We start from the raw sequence: 16,988 nt of genomic DNA, 5'->3' as shown, positions 1-16,988 counted from the left end.
ACGACTTTATTCGGTTTCAGACAAGCTACAGGTATAATTCTGAAATCTAATGTCCACTACCCTTTACCTGTTGTCAAATTCACTTACAAAGCAGACTGCTCCGGTATGGCTTCCAGCAGAGGATGATTCTGGTCCTTCTCCGAGATGATCCGGGGCTCCATCGGCCACTGAATGCTGAAAGCCGAGTCGTTCCAGCGGTGGCCACGCTCTGCGCCGGCCGCATAAAAGGCCGTCACCTGGTACATTACGTCGGAGTTGTCCTCGAGTGTCAGGTAGCCATGTGCGAAGCCTTCCGGTACGTAGAGCATGCGGTAGTTATCCGCAGTCAGTTCCACGCCGATCCATTGCTTATACGTCTCAGAGTCAGGACGCAGGTCCACGATCACATCATAAATGGCACCACGGGTGCAGCGCACGAGCTTGGTTTCGGCGTGCGGGGCCAGTTGCATGTGCATGCCGCGCAGGGTGCCTTTTTTGTAGTTGTAACTCACATTGGCCTGCACCAGGTTGGTGTTCAGCCCGTACTGCTCAAACTCCTTCTGGCAGTAAGCCCGGCCAAAGAAGCCACGCTCGTCTTCCAGCTTCTTGATATCGATGATGTAAGCGCCTTTTAGTTTGGTCTCTGTAAAGATCATGTGTTTGATGTATTGGAAAACACCTGCAAGGGTTGCCTTGCAGGTGCTTTTCGTTCAGATTAAGATGGCAGGTATGCAGGCTGTTCTTCTCCCAGATATTCCGCGATCTGCCCCATCGTAAATTCTCTAATGTTGCTTATACCTTCGTGATACGTCTTATACCAGCCGATGGTACGCTCAATGGCCTGCGCCGAGTTGTACTTTGGCGTCCAACCCAGTTCTACCAACGCCTTGCTGATGTCGAGCTTGAGCAAACCGGCTTCGTGCGGCTGGTTCTTGAGTTCCGGCTTGTCGTAGCTGCCCGAACCCCATACCTGCAGGGCTTTCTGCACCAGGTCCTCCACCGGGCTGTTGTCGCCGGCCTGCGGACCAAAGTTCCAGGCACCGCCAAAGGCTTTAGGGTCTTGCGCCATTTTTGCGCCCAGCAAGAGGTAACCACCCAGTGGCTCCAGCACGTGCTGCCACGGACGCACCGCATTCGGGTTGCGCACCGTTACCGGTTCCCCTACTCGCAGAGCACGCACAATGTCCGGTATAATACGGTCCTTGGCCCAGTCACCGCCCCCGATCACGTTACCGGCACGGGTGCTGGCGATTGCTTTCTGATGTTGGTCAAGAGCCTCCGGATGAAAGAACGAACGGGTATAGGACGAGATCACCAGCTCCGCACAGGCCTTGCTGGCACTGTAAGGATCGTAGCCGCCCAGTTGGTCCGTTTCACGGTATGGGTATACCCATTCCTTGTTCTCGTATACCTTATCCGTCGTGATCAGCACCACCGAGCAAGGCTTCTCGAGCCTGCGTACCGCATCCAGCACATGGGCTGTACCCACGGCATTCACAGCGAAGGTCTCGGACGGTAACTCGTACGATAAACGCACCAAAGGCTGCGCTGCCAGGTGGAAGATAAAGTCAGGCTGGAAACGCAGTACTGCTTCCTCCACGGCTTCCTTGTTGCGAATATCATCGATAATGGATTCACACAGACTGTCGCCGTCGATGAGGTGATACAGGTCCTCTTCAGTTTCGGGTGCAAGGGCGTAGCCCATTACCTCAGCTCCCAGGGAGTGCAGCATTTGCAACATCCAGGAACCTTTGAAGCCGGTATGGCCAGTCAGAAATACTTTTTTGTTTTGATAGGTCTGCTGCAGAAATTCTCTCTTCATCAGCTTATATTTCGCTAAAAGGTCAGGTATAGGATATGTTATACGCAGTTGCCAAACAATATGCTATACCCTTCGCCCTTTAGGCATTTACAGGTTGGTTTTGAATCACTTTGTACCAGGGAGCTTTGCCTTGCTGGATCAGCTCTTCCAGATAGTTCTTGTCACGAAGCGTATCCATTGGCTGCCAGAAGCCTGTGTGTTTAAAAGCAGCCATCTCCCCTTCTCGGGCCAGTCGTTCCATTGGTTCGCGCTCCCAGGTGGTGTGGTCACCGTCAATGTAGTCAATCACGGATGGTTCCAGCACAAAGAAACCTCCATTGATCCAGGGCTGTTCGCCCCCTTCCGGTTTTTCCTGGAAATGACGCACATGGGTATCCTCTCCGGAAAGCGTGAAAACGCCAAATCGGCCTGGCTGCTGCACAGCGGTAAGCGTGGCCTTGGTGCCCTGCTGCTTATGAAACTCAATCGCAGCGCTAATGTCGATATCGCTCACACCGTCGCCATAGGTCAGGCAGAACGTTTCATCACCGATGTAGTCGCGCACACGCTTCAATCGTCCGCCTGTCAGCGTACCTTCGCCTGTGTCAACCAACGTCACTTTCCATGATTCCGTGTTGTTCTGGTGCACCTTCATGCTGTTGGTGCTCATATCGAAGGTTACGTCTGAGTTATGTAAAAAGTAGTTGGCGAAATACTCTTTGATCATGTGACCTTTGTAGCCGCAGCAAATCACAAAATCATTGATTCCATGGGCAGAGTATATTTTCATGATATGCCAGAGGATAGGTTTTCCGCCGATTTCCACCATTGGTTTCGGCCTGATACCACTCTCCTCACTGATGCGGGTTCCATATCCGCCTGCCAGTATTACAGCTTTCATTAATTTCTAAGGGTTTGGGGTGAACTTCTTTTCAAATCTGTCTTCTATACGACAATTACTATATTTTGATTATGATATTGCGGAATTTATGATCGCAGGCAGCTATGTTCTTAAGTATCAGAACTTCGCGTGTTATAACATAACGGCACTGCAATTACTAGTCCTTATACCTGCATTTGGCTGATAAGTTGAGCCTATTAAGTAGCTTTTTAGAAACGCTTGCAAAAAGCTTTTAGGGAACTGATGAAAAAAATGCGCTGAGGTGGTGCTATACCTACGCAGCGCATTTTTGGTCTTGCTAACCCACCGTTACGGCAGTAGCTTTATTATGTCTATCCCTGGGCCAGAGCATGTCTTTTAGCGTCAGGTATACGAAGGTGCTGTTGGTAACTAGGTAGCGTTTCCAAAGCCGCTTGGGCTCCTGGTACAGCCGGTACGTCCACTCCAGGGACAGGTCTCGCGCCCATTTTGGCAGGCGCTTCTCCAGTCCCGCGTACGTCATATAAGCTTGTCCAACACCCAGCATACAGGCCTTCACGCGGCCCTTGTGCTCGGCCATCCAACGCTCCTGCTTCGGGCAACCCAGTGCTACAAACACCAGGTCAGCACCAGAGTCGTTGATCATGTCCACAATCGACTGATCTTCCTCTTTAGTAAGCTGACGGAAGGGTGGTGAGTAATAGCCTACTATCCTGACGTTCGGATGTTTTGATTTTGCAGTAGCCACCACAGCTTCGAGTACATCGTCAGTGGAGCCGTAGAAGAAGACCGACTTGCCTCTGGCAGCGGCTTCCTCGATCAGGCGCGGCATCAGGTCCATGCCTGGCACGCGGTCCTGCTTGTAGCCGTACTTCAGTTTCATCAGTTTTGAGAGCGGGCCGCCATCAGGTGAGGCAACGTCTGCTTCATTTAGTATTTTATTGAAGTTCGGGTCCTGGTATGCTTCAACGAGCATGTGCACATTGGCGAAGCATACATAAGACGACTCTCTGTTCTCGGTCATCCAGAAAACCTGCTCCACAAACTCGTCGAAGCGACCCGTGGTGATATAGGAGTTCAGGAGGCGGCGCTTTTGCTGTAAGGGTGCAGCTGCTTTGTGCAGGGTGTTTGTCTCAGTCATTTCGTTAGTATGCATTTTTCTCGCCTTTCACCATATTCCACACAGTCAGGAAGATGATTTTCATGTCCATCATGAAGCTCCAGTTTTCCATGTACTTCACATCGTACTCCACACGCTTCTCCATCAGGTGCACTTCCTTGGTCTCGCCTCTGTAACCACTCACCTGAGCATAGCCTGTAATGCCTGGTGTTACGAAGTGGCGCATTTTGTACTTGTTGATCACTTTAGAGTAGTGGTCCAGCTGCGACACCAGGTTCGGGCGTGGTCCTACTACCGACATGTCGCCGAGCAGCACATTGAAAAACTGTGGCAGTTCGTCCAGGTTAGTTTTGCGCAGGAAGGCACCTACTCTTGTGATACGTGGGTCATTCTTAGTAGCCTGTAGCTCCGTGCTGTTGTTTACACGCATCGTTCTGAACTTGTAGCACACAAACAGGCGGTTCTTTTTACCCGGACGCAGCTGCTTAAAGAAGATCGGACCAGGAGAACTGATCTTGATGGCCAATGCGATGATCGGCATCACGATCGGGAACAGGAACAGGATCACACCCAGAGAGAAGGCGATATCAAAAGCACGCTTGATCACTCGGTTAGTTACCTGCTCGAGCGGCTCTTTGCGCACACTGATCATCGGGATGTTCTGGTAGAAGTACATATTCACTTCACGCTGCACAATGGCGCTGAAATCAGGCACGATGCGGAAGTAGATGAAGTTCTCGTCAGCAAACTCAGTCAGCTCGTCGATGTGTTCCTTATCGTTTACTGGCAAGGTATAGTACACCTCGTCAATGTTGTTCTGAAGGCAAAATTCCTGAAGGTCAGACACATTGCCCTTCACCATGCTGCTATGCTTGCTCAGTTCGTCGGCCTTATCAGTGAAGAAGCCCATGAACTTACGACCCGGTGCCTCGTCACTGCTGAAAGTCTGGTGCAGGTTGATCGCCGCTGGCCCCATACCTACAATCACGTAGCGGCTATAGGCCATATCCGATTTAGAGAAATAGCGCTGTGCCAGGAAAAGCACCACACGGCTCAGACCGATCAGCAACGCAGTGAACAGGTAAGTATACAAGAGCAACAGGCGGGACAGATGCTCTAGGTTGAATATTACGATACAGCTGGCCAATATGACGGCGTGTATCGCAAATGCATTCAGCATGTCACCAGTCCTTCTGCCTACCGGAATGAAACCATCGACCCGGAAAACAAAATTCTTGAACCCGGAAACGATCCACCACACGAGCGCAAACAGTACAAAGAAGATACTGTACTGGTGTGTGAGTTCTAAATCACCGTATCTGAAAAGGTTTGACAGCTTAAACGCGAAAGCTATCAATGTAATGTCTAGTATTAATAAGAGTATTCTATTAAAACTATTATAGTGTCTGTATTTGTGCATAACCTGAAATTGTACTTATTGAATCATAATTCCCTTTTTACCTTAATTGACTTTCCCACGCCTCTCGTCTTCAATCACTTTGTCAATCCCCTCGTTGCTCCGGGACCCATGACAACCTTAATGCCTGTATTCACTTTAGCTTATAATTTATATTCTGCTTATGAGATACTTGCTTGCCCACTTTTTAAAGGCTCACAATTAACAACCAGAATTTAGACTGAAATACGACTGCATTTATATTAAGGTTTATTAATTTATCGCTAAAACATCAACAAAATTTAAATCGCTAATATTAGCATATTTATATTATTGAATAAGCATAAGTTAAAATTATACCTTTAATCTTTATTATATAATTATTTCAATAAATCACCCGTTTTAAGACTGCTATTCCTTAAAAGGTTTCACTTAGGAGCTTGAATTTTTTATTAAAAAAATAATTAACATTTATTCGCTTACTCTAAAAAGGATCATTTTTTAAACTTCTCTACCAAAAACAAAAACTTTTACTCAAGCGCTTACTAGATTATATTATTTATCCACCCTCACTCGCTGTTTAATACCATATAAGAATAATACAACACCACGCATTACCATCTCGCCAACACTCACGCCAGATGCCTTGAAATGGGAAAACAACTAAAGCTTGCGTTAATTCAGGATAGGAGCATTTTATAGAATGCTATTTATCTGGATGTGCCTTAAATCTTGATTCATAAAAAATTTACAATTATTTGAACCAAGTCTCTTCAAAAAACATTTTGCACAATACGGACAGACCATGAAAATGTTCAGCCTAAGGTGATAAATATTTATTGAGCTCAGAATTCATTTTTCTGATACCTCATTAACTAGTTGACAGACATAGGGAAGGGTTAACAATACCTCTCTTTTTCTCTCAAAACACAATGCGTAGCTGAATTGAATTTTCCGGCCATAGCCATTTTTATAAAAAAGCATTTATCTATAGCAAACTTATACTGAACCCTTTATGCAACCGGTACAAAAGAGCCTCACGTTTGTTGTGCTCACCCTGCTTTATGTGCTGTGTTTTGGTACAAAAACCGTAGCACAAAGTTGCACTCCTATTATAACTATTTCGGGCTCTCCCTCACTATGTGCTGAAGGCGAAACGACTCTTACTGCCACACAGGCAGCTAGTTACAAATGGTCAAACGGCGCTACCACTCAGAGCATTACCGTTACAACGGCAGGCACCTATACCGTTACCACCACCAACGAGGAGGGCTGCACAGCCACCTCTGCCCCTACCCGGGTAAGCGACCGTCCGGATGCCACAATCAAAGACCCGCTTTATGACTTCACTTATTGCAGCTACACCGGCAGCGCGAACTCATTCAAGCTGGAGGTGGAGAATGCCTCTACCACGGCTGCATCTAACACGGGCTATACCATCAGTTGGGGCGATGGCAAGAGCAGTACCCTTGGCGCTGACTTTGAGAGAACCAGCCATACCTACACAGCTCCTGGCCTGTACACCATTACCGTAACTGCCACCGACGCCAGCGGCTGCGAGGGCACCTTTACCGAAAAGCTTTTCATTGGAAGCAATCCAGGCCTGGGCATCACCAGTGATGGCAATAACATCGACTGTGCTCCTGTATCCTATGGTTTCAGGATCACAGGAGTGGAAGGCAACTCACCGCACACCGTCTATACCTTCCAGTTCGACGATGGCACGGCACCTTATGTGTTCAAACACAACGAGCTGCCCGCCGACCGCATTTTACGTCACGAGTTCCTGGAGTCATCCAAGGACAAGCCGAATGGCTTCACACTGACAGGTACTGCCATCAATCAGTGTAACAAATCAATCGCCACCTTTACCGGTATCCGTATTTCCAAGGGGCCTATCGCTGATTTTGCCATTGGCAATGTGTGTTTGAACGAGCCTGTCCGCTTTCAGGATAAGACCAAAAACGGTTACGATGCTTCGGCCAGAAACGATCGCTACCGTGTTAAATGGGAGATCTTCCCGGAAACCGGCTGGAAATTCTCATCAGGCAATGGCACAACGCTATCTCCGAATGTGGTTTTCAACGAACTGGGCGAGTACATGGTCCGCCTGACCGCCTATCCGCTTGATCCGAACTCGACCTGCTTGCCAACCGTGATGGAGCAGATGATCGTGGTGAACGATGTTCCAAAAGCAGCTTTTGATCTGAAACCGGATGGAGGCGTGTGCGCTCCTTCTATTTTCAGAGCACAGAACAACTCTACCGGTGCAGATCTGAAATATACCTGGACCGTGTCGGCTCAGGAAGGCTGGAGCTTTGCTGAAGGCACCAATGCCAACTCTGTAAATCCGGTTTTCAGCTTCGACAAGTCTGGTACCTATACCGTATCCCTGCTGGCCAGTAGCTTTTGCTCTGCTGTAAGCACACAGGAGACAAATATCACCGTTATTCACAAACCGCTAGTCTCCTTACCGGAGGCACAAACCTACTGTGGTCCGCAGACCATCGCCTTCACAGAAAACAATGCTGCCCACCAACCAGTTTACGATGCCCAGTCCGGCACCATCAGCGCCTACCGTTGGGAGGTGAGCGGTCCGGGCCAAGTGGCTTATGAAGGTGACACCCACGCCGGGTCAGCCTACCCAACCATGCGTTTCACTGAGCCGGGTACTTACGAAGTAAAAGTAACGGCCTCGAACGAATGCGGCGACTCAGAAACAGCCAAACAGCAAATTACCATCGACGCTATACCTGTGCTTGAGCTGAGCGCACCGAAAGAGTTTGTCTGCCTTAACAGCGGCATCATGCAGTTGCAGGCCTCGCACCAAGGTGGCAAATGGAGTGGCTCCGACTATGTGTCGGCTGACGGACAGTTCAATCCAGCCGCGGTTGGCGCCTACACCCTGATCTATACCTACCGCGCCGGTGTGTGTGAGGTAGCGGAGAACATCACAGTAACTGTAAATGATCTGCCAGCTGCGCCGAGTATACAATCGGTGGCAACACTTTGCCCGGGCAGCCCGGCACTGCTGCAAGTGCTGCAGGCCGAAGGCAGCGTGCAGTGGTACGACCAACCAACTGGCGGTAACCTGCTGCATGAAGGAAACACGTACCAGACAACTGCCCTCGACAAGACAACGACATTTTATGCCCAGACCACAGTGGAAGGCGGCTGTTCCAGTGTGCGCACTCCTATTAAAGTAGATGTATACCCGGCCACACCAGTTCCTGTGGTAGCCCCTGTTACCCTTTGTGGCGCTGGCAGCAGCGCGACACTGGTGGCAGAAGGCAATGCCGGCGCCTATGAGTGGTTTGCTGATGCAGCAGCTACGCAGCCTTTGGAGGCAAGTAGAAGCTTTACGGCACAGAACCTGCCGGAGGGCACCACTACGTTTTATGTACGCGGCGTGACCAACGGCTGCTACAGCCCTGTAGTAGCTGCGACTGTTACCATTCTGCCAGCACTCGACCGTAACACCCTCACCGAAGTGGCGGTAATTTGCGCAGGCCAGTCCCCTGCCCTGCTAACCGGCTCTGCTCCTATCGGCGGCAACGGCATCTATACCTACCGCTGGGAGGCCAGCGTGACAGGCGCTGATACAGGATTTGAAATCATTAACGGTGCGACTGCTGCTACTTACCAGGCAGGCACGCTCAACCGCACGACCTGGTTCAGAAGAACGGTGTTATCGGCTGGTTGCTCCCATACCTCCGCTCCTGTTGCTGTTACGGTAACTCCAGTCATCGACCAAAATTCGGTTACCGCCATTGCCCCGATCTGCGAAGACACGGAAGCTCCAGTCCTGATGGGCAGCGAGCCGACTGGTGGTACGGGCAGCTATACCTATACCTGGGAGTTCAGCACGACTGGTGCCAGCAACAGCTTTAAAGCAGCCAGCGGCAATAACCGTGAGCAGCAATACAACCCGGGTGCACTCAACACCACCACCTGGTTCCGCCGCAAAGTAAGCTCCGGCACCTGCCAGGTGCATGTGAGTGCAGCAGTGAAAGTGACGGTGGTGAAACCGATCACGATGAACTTTGTGTCGGTGCAGCAAAGCACCATCTGCAGCGGCAGCACACCATCTGTTATCATCGGCAGCATGCCGCAGGGTGGCACCGACCAGAAAACCTATCGCTGGGAGATGCGCAGCGAGAACGGCAGCTTTGAGCCGGCACTTGGCACCAACACGGGTCTGAACTATACCCCGCAGATCAAAGACAAAACCATGTGGTACCGCCGTGTGGTAGCGGGTGGCCCTTGCGGCGAGAGCGTGAGTAACGAGATTCAAATACTGGTGCAGCCGGCCATTGAGAAGAACACCATCCAGATTGCTGGTCAGCCAGTTATTTGCGAGGGTACTTCCGCAGCCACCCTCACAGGTGCGCAGCCTACCGGCGGCAACGGCAGCTATACCTATCGGTGGTTACAGAACACAACTGGTCCGAACACGACCTTCAGTCCGGCTCCCGGCAACAACACCGGCCAGCACTATACAAGCCCAGCGACTCTTACCCAAACTACCTGGTACATCCGCGAAGTGGTGTCAGGCGAGTGTATCAGCAATTCGGATGTGGTCGAAGTGACCGTTGTAGGCCTGCCTGCAGCGCCGGCAGTGGCTCCTGTTACGGTTTGCGAGGGCAGCACCGCCACACTCACCGTGAACAGCCACACCACCAACACTTTCCGTTGGTATGCCAGCGCTTCTGCACAAAACCACCTGTCCGAAGGCTACAGCTTTGAGACGGGAGTACTGCAGGAGACCACCACCTTCTTTGTGGAGGCCGTGAACGTGAACGGCTGCGGCAGCAGCGAGCGTCGCCCTGTAACGGTGACGGTTAACAAGCGGATTGACAATAACAGCCTGACGGCTTCGAGCGCTCCTATCTGCGCCGGCCAGCGTCCGAATACACTGACAGGCACGACACCGACTGGCGGCAACGGCAACTATACCTACCAGTGGGAAGCCAGCGTGACTGGTGCTGAAGCAGGCTTCAGCCCGATAGCGGGTGCCACGGGCGCTTCCTTCCAGCCAGAGGCACTGGAGAAGACGACCTGGTTCAGAAGAGTAGTACTGTCAGGCCCGTGCGAGGCACATACCAGCTCAGCAGTGAAAGTGGACGTACTGCCGGCAATCAGCAACAACATTATTACAGTGGAGAAGCGCACCATCTGCGCTGGCGATGTACTGCAGCAGCTAAAAGGCACAGTACCGACTGGTGGCAACGGCAGCTATACCTACCTGTGGGAAAGCAGCCGCGATGGCCAGTACTTTGCCGCCGCAGCTGGTACCAACAACCAGCCAAACTACCAGGCCCCCGCCCCACTGACTGAGCGCATGTGGTACAGAAGAGTGGTCTACTCGGCTCCTTGCCAGCAGTCGGTAAGTGCGGTACTGGAAATTGTGGTGCAGCCGGTGATCAGCAATAACACTATCACAACACAATCCCATGCTGTGTGTGCAGGCGATACACCGGGCGAGCTGAAAGGCACAAGGCCAACGGGCGGTAACGAGCAGCCGGTATACCTGTGGGAAAGCCGCACGGAAGGCACTGAGTTTGCGCCAGCCGCCGGCAACAACACCGGCATGAACTACCAGCCGGGTCAGCTGACGGAAACCACGTGGTTCCGCCGCAAAGTAGTGGCCGGTGAGTGCTTCAACACCTCAGCAGAGGTACGCATCCTGGTGAATGCGGTAATTGCAAACAACACCATCTCTGCGGATCAGGTGATCTGTACAGGCACTGCCCCTGCTAAACTGACAGGCTCACAGCCTACAGGCGGCACCGGCAGCTATACCTTCTACTGGGAAGCCGCAGGCACTGACGGGGTATTCCGCAAGGTGAACAGCAGCGCATCAGCCGATCTGACCGTAGGCATCCTGACATCGACCACCTCTTTCCGCCGTGTGGTAGAATCTGGCCCGTGCCAGCAGGTGTCGAATGTGGTGACGATTACGGTTTCGCCTGTCATCAGCAACAATACAATTGGTCTGAACCAAAGCATCTTCCGTGGCCAGACACCGGCCCCACTTTCGGGCACTAACCCGAGTGGTGGCGCAGGGGCAGGCACCTATACCTACCTGTGGGAAAGCAGCCATAGCCAACAGGGCGGCTACCAGCCAGCTGCAGGTATAAACAACGGTCGTCACTATACGCCTGGTACACTGCACGAATCCACCTGGTTCCGCCGCCGTGTTTCCTCAGTCGGTTGCGAAACCACTTCTGATCCGGTGCTGATCGAGGTGCACAAAGGCGTCACGAACAACAACATCTACAGTGACCAGGTGATCTGTGCGGGCAACAAACCGGCTACACTCAGTGGCTCTGTGCCTGTAGGTGGCGACGGAGACTTCCTATACCTGTGGCTGGCCAGTACGAAAGGCGCCAAAACGGGCTTTATGACTGCTACCGGCCAGAGCACGGGCAAAGATTACAGCCCAGCTGCGCTTACCCAGTCTACCTGGTTCCGTCGTGTGGTATTATCCGGCCCAACGCCAGACACCAGTGCGGCTGTGTTCATCAGCGTACGTCCGCCGATGGCCAACAACCGCATCAGCACCAGCCAGACCATCTGCTACGGCACTGCGCCATCTCTGCTGGTGGGTACCCTGCCAACAGGCGGCAGCGGCAACTATAACTATAGCTGGGAGAGCAGCACCAGCGGCCCGGACAATGGCTACACAACCGCTGCAGGCTCAAACAATGGCAAAGACTTCCAGTCGGCTGTGCTTACCCAGACCACCTGGTTCAGAAGGGTTGTCACGTCCGAGTCATGCGAGAGATTGGTGAGCGAAGTGATAAAAGTAACCGTGACACCATTGCCGGACATGCCGGTAGCCAGTGGTCAGACCATTTGTCACAGCACCAAAACTACGCTGGCAGCCACCGGCAAGGGCGGCAGACTGGAGTGGTTTAACCAGGCTAAAGGCGGCAATCCGATTCATGTCGGCGGCAGCTTCACCACACCCGTACTGACCAGCACGACCACCTACTATGTACAGGAAGTAGCTTCGTCCTGCGCCAGCGAGCGCCGTGCGGTAACGGTAACCGTGCCTGCCCCAAGTGCCAACGCAGGCATGGACCAGACCCTGATGCTGGGCAGAACGGTGCAGCTGCAGGCCAGTGGCGGTGAGACCTACAGCTGGTCACCAGCGGAAGGCCTGAACAACCCTAACATCGCCAACCCTTACGCCAAACCGGAGAAAACCACGACTTATGCCGTAACTGTGACCAACGAGGCTGGCTGCGTGTCAACAGACGAGGTGACCATTACGGTGCAGCAGCTGGTGTATGTGCCGAACACCTTTACCCCGAACCATGACGGTGTGAACGATGTGTGGGAGATCCTCAACATCGAGCAGTACCCGAACTGTAAGGTGCAGGTGTTCAACCAGTGGGGCAATGTGGTATTTAGCTCACAGGGCTACAAACTGCCGTGGGACGGACGCCAGAACGGCAAAGAACTGCCAATCGCCACTTATTACTACCTCATTCAGCTTGACAACCAGGAAAAACCGCTTTCAGGAAGTGTGACAATTGTTAAATAACCGTCTATGAACAAACTTTTAGCTCTAGGATTTGTGCTTTTGCTGGCGACACAGGCCATGGCGCAGCAAAAGCCGCAGTACAGCCAGTACACCCTCAACAACTACCTGCTCAACCCGGCCATAGCAGGTATAGAGGACTATGCTGACGTGAAAATCGGCACCAGGCAACAATGGTCCGGACTGGAGGGAGCCCCGGTGTCCTACTATGCCACCTTCCATGCGCCGATCATGAAAGAGGTTGCCCCTGTTACAGCGGCGCAGCGCAACAGTTCGCCAGCCAAAGAGGCCACTACCAAAAAGCCGACATCCTACCGTCGTATCAGGCCGCACCATGGTTTGGGTGCCATGGCCATGACAACGGCTACGGGCCCACTGAAGCGCAGCAGTTTTAATGTAAGCTACGCGTACCACCAGCCGCTTTCACGCACCCTGCGTGTGGCTGCCGGTGTAGCTCCAGGCCTGATCCAGTACAGCCTGGACCCTACCGCTGTGCGTGTGATCAACCCAAATGACAGAGCCATCAACGATGGGCGGATCAACGAAATGAAATTTGACTTGAACATGGGCCTGTGGCTCTATTCTTACAACTACTATGTAGGTATAGCCGGTGCACAGCTCGTACCCAGCAAGCGCGAGCACCTGACTACTGGCACTGCCACCGACAACAGCGGCCGATTACAGAAGCACTACTTCCTGACAGGTGGTTACCGATTGGATGTGTCGCCTGACCTGGCGCTTATACCTTCGGTGATGGTAAAGATGGCCCAGCCAAGCCCGGTATCAGTAGATGCTACGCTCAAGGCATTGTACAGTGATCGTATCTGGGCAGCGGCTTCTTATCGTCATAACGAATCGGTGACGGTAATGGCAGGTATAAACATCAGCTACCTGATGGATCTGAGCTACGCATACGATGCCAGTGTATCGCCACTGGGCAGCACAAACTCCGGTAGCCATGAAGTGGTGTTAGGTCTAAAACTGCGCAATTCCGCTAAAATCATTTGTCCGCAGTGGGCCTGGTAGGTTTTTGAGTTTAGGTTTTGTGAATTTATGACGAGCAGCCTGAGGCTGCTCGTTTGCCTTTAAAAGCACAACAAAAACACGAAACTTTTATAAATTATTCTAGTATAGCTAGATAACCATCTCCATCATCTATGGCGTTTAAACAAATCCTCTCGATTCTCCTGGGTATTGTTTTCATTGTCTTTGCTGCGCTGCAATACAATGACCCGGATGCTGCCATTTGGATAGCGATTTATCTACTGGCAGCAATTTTCAGTTTCCTGGTTTCTCTTAACAGAATCAGCCAGGCTGTGCTTTTGAGTGCCTTTGCTGCCTATGCGGTAGGTGCCGTGTTCTTCTGGCCTGAAAAATGGGAAGGGCTAGCCATTGGTGGAGGAGATATCAAAAACATTGAAGAAGCGCGTGAGTTCTTAGGCTTAGCCTTGACGAGTGCCTCTATGCTGACCTTTGCTTTGCTGAACAGAAGCAAGGCTCGGCTTCACCCCAGGAAACCCGTCTATAGACAAAGAAAATGGGCAAATTGATACCTCAACTTGCCCATTTGTTATAAAATAGCTCTGCCTGACTTAGCAGGCAGAGTACTCTGCTAATCACAGGCTATACCTGCTCAGCCTTAAATCCTGCCTTTTCGACAGTGCTTTTAATATCCTGTGCATCCAGGCTGTCGGTGTTCACTTCCAGGATTTTGTCCGGATTGTCAGTATCCACTTTCCAATCCTGTACCCCTTCCAGTTTATTGAGGTGTGGCGTTACGGCTCTCACACAGCTTCCGCAGTTAATGGTCGTTTTAAACTTATAAGTCTTCATATTTAACATAATTTACAAACTGATTAAAAATACTTTTATAATTTCTTGCCACGCAGGCGCAGGCTGTTGCTTACCACCGAAACCGAGCTAAGGGCCATGGCAGCCCCGGCCAGCATTGGATTAAGCAGGAAACCTGTGAACGGGAACAACAGACCGGCAGCCACAGGTATACAGATTACGTTGTAAATAAAAGCCCAGAACAGGTTCTGCCGGATTGTGCGTACCGTCGCCCGCGACAGGTTAACGGCCGCTGCCACCTGCACAAGGTCAGAGCGCATCAACGTAATGCCGGCCACGTCCATGGCCACATCGGTACCGTGCCCCATTGCAATGCTAACATCGGCTGTGGCAAGGGCCTGCGCATCGTTAATACCGTCTCCTACCATCGCTACTACTTTGCCCTGCTCCTGCAGTTTCTTCACAAAATCAGCTTTGTCCCCGGGTAGTAGTTCGGCTTCAAAGTGTGTAATACCCACCTGTCGCGATACGGCCGCTGCTGTCTGGGCATTGTCGCCGGTGAGCATGTATACCTCCAGACCGGCCGTTTTCATACGGGCTATACCCTCGGCAGCGGCGGGTTTTATCGGATCGCTCACCGCAAACACACCTAGTGCCTTCTGTCCGTCTGCGAAGTATACGGCAGTTTTTGCATGCTCCTGCAGCTGTCGGGCGGCATCTGCCAGTTGACCTTCAATGCTTATACCTTCCTGGCGCAGCAGCTTCTCGTTACCGGCAAAGAACTTTCTCCCTCCAAAAGCCGCTTCTACTCCCATACCAGTCACGCTATTGAAATACTCCGGCTCTAAGACTTGCATCCCCTGCTCTTTGTAATAGGTATAGATGGCCTGCGCAATCGGGTGTTCTGACTTGGCTTCGATCGAAAAGAAAAGCTGCTCCAGTCGCTCCTGCCCGTCTACGCCCTTTGCCCATACCACATCGGTTACAGCGGGTTTGCCCAGGGTGATCGTGCCGGTTTTGTCAAGCAGGATGACATTGGCCTTGTAGGCATGTTCCAGACTCTGCGCGTCTTTGATCAGGATACCGTTTTCAGCGCCCTTGCCCACTCCCACCATAATGGCGGTAGGCGTTGCCAGTCCGAGCGCACAAGGGCAGGCGATCACCAGTACCGAGATCATCGACACCAGCGCCTGCGACAAATAAGCCTCACCGCCCAGCACCACCCAGGCAACAAATGTCAGTATCGCGATCAGCAGTACGACCGGCACGAAAATACCCGCTATCTTATCCACCAGCTTCTGCACCGGCGCCTTACTTCCCTGCGCCTCCTGCACCATTTTGATGATATGGGCCAGCATGGTCTCTCCACCGGTTTTACGGGCAATGAGCTGCAGACTGCCTTTCTGGTTGATCGTACCGGCAAAAAGCATGTCTCCCACTTGTTTCTGCACCGGCAAAGGCTCACCGCTCAGCATGCTCTCGTCCACATAAGAGCCGCCTGACAGCACTTCACCATCCACCGGCACCCGGTCGCCCGGCAACAACAGCACATGGTCGCCTATACGCACTTCTTCTATGCGAATTTCGGCTTCCACGCCATTACGAACCACACGCACCGTTTTGGGTTGCAGGCCCATCAGCTTTTTAATAGCCTCGGAGCTTCGGCTCTTGGCGCCTTCCTCCAGGTACTTACCCATCAGGATAAAGGCAATGATCACCGCTACGGCTTCGTAGTACAGATGCGGCTCCAGCCCGCGGTTCAGGAAGAACTCGGGGTACACGGTATTGAACAAGCTGAATATAAAGGCTATACCTGTGCTCAGCGCCACGAGTGTGTCCATATTGGCACGCAGGTGCTTCGCCTGCCCCCAGGCATTCACGAAAAAGTGACGACCGGCCCACAGCAGAATCGGGGTGGTGAAAGCCAGCATGGCCCAGTTGCCCCAGCTGAAGGCATTGTGGAAGAACATGCCCAGCACAAATACCGGAAATGCCAGCACGCCTGCTACAATGGTTTTGGTTCGGAGTATATTTAGTGCCTTTTCCTGACGCTCCTCCAGTTCCTCCTCGGTATGCTGGTCAATCAGCAGTTCAAAGCCGATCTCCTCCAGGGTATCGCGCAGCTGATCCGGCTTCACCTGATCCGGCGCATAGGCTACCTGCACCGTCTTGCCGGCGAAGTTCACGTTGGCCTCCTGCACACCGTCTACTGTACGCAGCATACTCTCTATGCTGGAGGCACAGGAGGCGCAGGTCATTCCCTCAACCGGAAAGGTATCTTTTTTATAGGCTGTTTTTGCTATTGTTTCCATGTTATCTCGATGGTTTAGCTTCCAATCAATACAAAGGTACGCCCCTTTCATGCCCTGTGTGTTACACTATCTTTTAAAAGGTTTATAGATTTTTGACGGATTGAGCTGCTGTCCTATACCTGAACTTTATCATATTTACTTGAAAACCAATTGAAAGGAA

Annotated in this window: 10 protein-coding genes; 3 read left to right on the top strand and 7 right to left on the bottom strand. The window is 51.9% G+C overall.

Features of this window, described 5'->3' with window-relative positions; genetic code table 11:
• Positions 1–83 precede the first annotated feature (83 nt).
• The 5 genes from rfbC to BW972_RS14400 all read right to left on the bottom strand — a co-directional run bounded on the left by rfbC (position 84) and on the right by BW972_RS14400 (position 5,137).
• Positions 84–635, bottom strand: coding sequence for a dTDP-4-dehydrorhamnose 3,5-epimerase (gene rfbC, locus BW972_RS14420; RefSeq protein WP_007658936.1), 552 nt, complete (start codon positions 633–635; stop codon positions 84–86).
• Between the two features lie 59 nt (positions 636–694).
• A complete protein-coding gene (gene rfbG, locus BW972_RS14415; protein ID WP_076422636.1) occupies positions 695–1,801 on the bottom strand; it encodes a CDP-glucose 4,6-dehydratase in 1,107 nt (368 codons plus the stop codon).
• Between the two features lie 79 nt (positions 1,802–1,880).
• A complete protein-coding gene (rfbF, locus tag BW972_RS14410; protein WP_007658941.1) occupies positions 1,881–2,681 on the bottom strand; it encodes a glucose-1-phosphate cytidylyltransferase in 801 nt (266 codons plus the stop codon).
• Between the two features lie 298 nt (positions 2,682–2,979).
• Positions 2,980–3,816, bottom strand: a complete 837-nt coding sequence (locus BW972_RS14405; protein WP_076422635.1) for a WecB/TagA/CpsF family glycosyltransferase — start codon at positions 3,814–3,816, stop codon at positions 2,980–2,982.
• Positions 3,806–5,137 (bottom strand): undecaprenyl-phosphate glucose phosphotransferase, encoded by a 1,332-nt coding sequence (locus BW972_RS14400; protein ID WP_076422634.1) that lies wholly within the window; start codon positions 5,135–5,137, stop codon positions 3,806–3,808. The genes BW972_RS14405 and BW972_RS14400 overlap by 11 nt, the downstream gene beginning before the upstream one ends.
• A 1,054-nt stretch (positions 5,138–6,191) precedes the next feature.
• Here BW972_RS14400 and BW972_RS14395 point away from each other — a divergent pair.
• From BW972_RS14395 to BW972_RS14385, 3 genes are all read left to right on the top strand, one after another.
• Positions 6,192–12,728: an Ig-like domain-containing protein gene (locus tag BW972_RS14395; RefSeq protein WP_076422633.1), complete on the top strand. Its 6,537-nt coding sequence runs from the start codon at positions 6,192–6,194 to the stop codon at positions 12,726–12,728.
• Positions 12,729–12,734: 6 nt separating this feature from the next.
• Positions 12,735–13,751 carry a PorP/SprF family type IX secretion system membrane protein gene (locus BW972_RS14390; protein WP_007655713.1) on the top strand — a complete coding sequence of 339 codons (1,017 nt, stop codon included), beginning with the start codon at positions 12,735–12,737 and terminating at the stop codon, positions 13,749–13,751.
• Positions 13,752–13,882: 131 nt separating this feature from the next.
• Positions 13,883–14,275: a transmembrane 220 family protein gene (locus tag BW972_RS14385; RefSeq protein WP_007655715.1), complete on the top strand. Its 393-nt coding sequence runs from the start codon at positions 13,883–13,885 to the stop codon at positions 14,273–14,275.
• A gap of 73 nt (positions 14,276–14,348) precedes the next feature.
• On the opposite strand, the gene BW972_RS14380 is transcribed toward BW972_RS14385, so the two are convergent.
• Positions 14,349–14,558, bottom strand: a complete 210-nt coding sequence (locus BW972_RS14380; RefSeq protein WP_007655716.1) for a heavy-metal-associated domain-containing protein — start codon at positions 14,556–14,558, stop codon at positions 14,349–14,351.
• Between the two features lie 35 nt (positions 14,559–14,593).
• Positions 14,594–16,828 carry a heavy metal translocating P-type ATPase gene (locus tag BW972_RS14375; protein WP_076422632.1) on the bottom strand — a complete coding sequence of 745 codons (2,235 nt, stop codon included), beginning with the start codon at positions 16,826–16,828 and terminating at the stop codon, positions 14,594–14,596.
• Positions 16,829–16,988 lie beyond the last annotated feature (160 nt).

Origin of the sequence: Pontibacter lucknowensis (genome assembly GCF_900156415.1) — a bacterium.
Taxonomy (GTDB): domain Bacteria; phylum Bacteroidota; class Bacteroidia; order Cytophagales; family Hymenobacteraceae; genus Pontibacter; species Pontibacter lucknowensis.
This window is presented reverse-complemented; position numbering and strand designations above follow the sequence as displayed.

Coding starts and splice junctions, on each gene's coding strand:
- rfbC (WP_007658936.1), bottom strand. CDS start 635: ATGATCTTTACAGAGACCAAACTAAAAGGCGCTTACATCATCGATATC.
- BW972_RS14395 (WP_076422633.1), top strand. CDS start 6,192: ATGCAACCGGTACAAAAGAGCCTCACGTTTGTTGTGCTCACCCTGCTT.
- BW972_RS14385 (WP_007655715.1), top strand. CDS start 13,883: ATGGCGTTTAAACAAATCCTCTCGATTCTCCTGGGTATTGTTTTCATT.
- BW972_RS14390 (WP_007655713.1), top strand. CDS start 12,735: ATGAACAAACTTTTAGCTCTAGGATTTGTGCTTTTGCTGGCGACACAG.
- BW972_RS14380 (WP_007655716.1), bottom strand. CDS start 14,558: ATGAAGACTTATAAGTTTAAAACGACCATTAACTGCGGAAGCTGTGTG.
- rfbF (WP_007658941.1), bottom strand. CDS start 2,681: ATGAAAGCTGTAATACTGGCAGGCGGATATGGAACCCGCATCAGTGAG.
- BW972_RS14405 (WP_076422635.1), bottom strand. CDS start 3,816: ATGCATACTAACGAAATGACTGAGACAAACACCCTGCACAAAGCAGCT.
- rfbG (WP_076422636.1), bottom strand. CDS start 1,801: ATGAAGAGAGAATTTCTGCAGCAGACCTATCAAAACAAAAAAGTATTT.
- BW972_RS14375 (WP_076422632.1), bottom strand. CDS start 16,828: ATGGAAACAATAGCAAAAACAGCCTATAAAAAAGATACCTTTCCGGTT.